The organism is Burkholderia seminalis DSM 23518, assembly GCF_902832885.1.
GTDB classification, from domain to species: Bacteria; Pseudomonadota; Gammaproteobacteria; order Burkholderiales; family Burkholderiaceae; genus Burkholderia; species Burkholderia seminalis.
This window is the reverse complement of the sequence record NZ_CADFDK010000051.1, coordinates 1-412: the sequence shown is the minus strand read 5'-3', so window position 1 is coordinate 412 and position 412 is coordinate 1. Positions and strand designations below refer to the sequence as shown.

1 protein-coding gene is annotated in these 412 nt (G+C 61.9%); it reads right to left on the bottom strand.

Annotation, left to right across the window (positions count from 1 at the left end):
- Positions 1-373, bottom strand: a 373-nt coding sequence (locus HWX00_RS36585; protein ID WP_175868210.1) for an ATP-binding cassette domain-containing protein, incomplete at its 3' end; no start/stop codon positions are given.
- Positions 374-412 lie beyond the last annotated feature (39 nt).

The following is a 412-nucleotide window of genomic DNA, read 5'->3' as shown; positions in this document are numbered from 1 at the left end:
CGACGCGCTCGAGCAGCTTCATGCCCTTCTCGGTCGCTTCGTCCTTGCCGCGGCCGAGCACCTTGACCTGCGCGAGCGTCAGGTTCTCGGTGATCGACAGATGCGGGAACAGCTCGAAATGCTGGAACACCATCCCGACCTTCGAGCGCAGCTTCGACAGGTTCGTCTTCCTGTCGCCGACCGACTGGCCGTTCACGAGGATCTCGCCCTGCTGAAACGGCTCGAGGCCGTTGACGGTCTTGATCAGCGTCGACTTGCCCGAGCCCGACGGGCCGCACACGACGACCACTTCGCCTTTCTTGACCTCGGTCGTGCAGTCGGTGAGAACCTGAAACTGGCCGTACCACTTCGAAACGTTGCTGATGGAAATCATGGGGAATACCTGCATCGTAATCAGGCGCGAGCGGCGCCG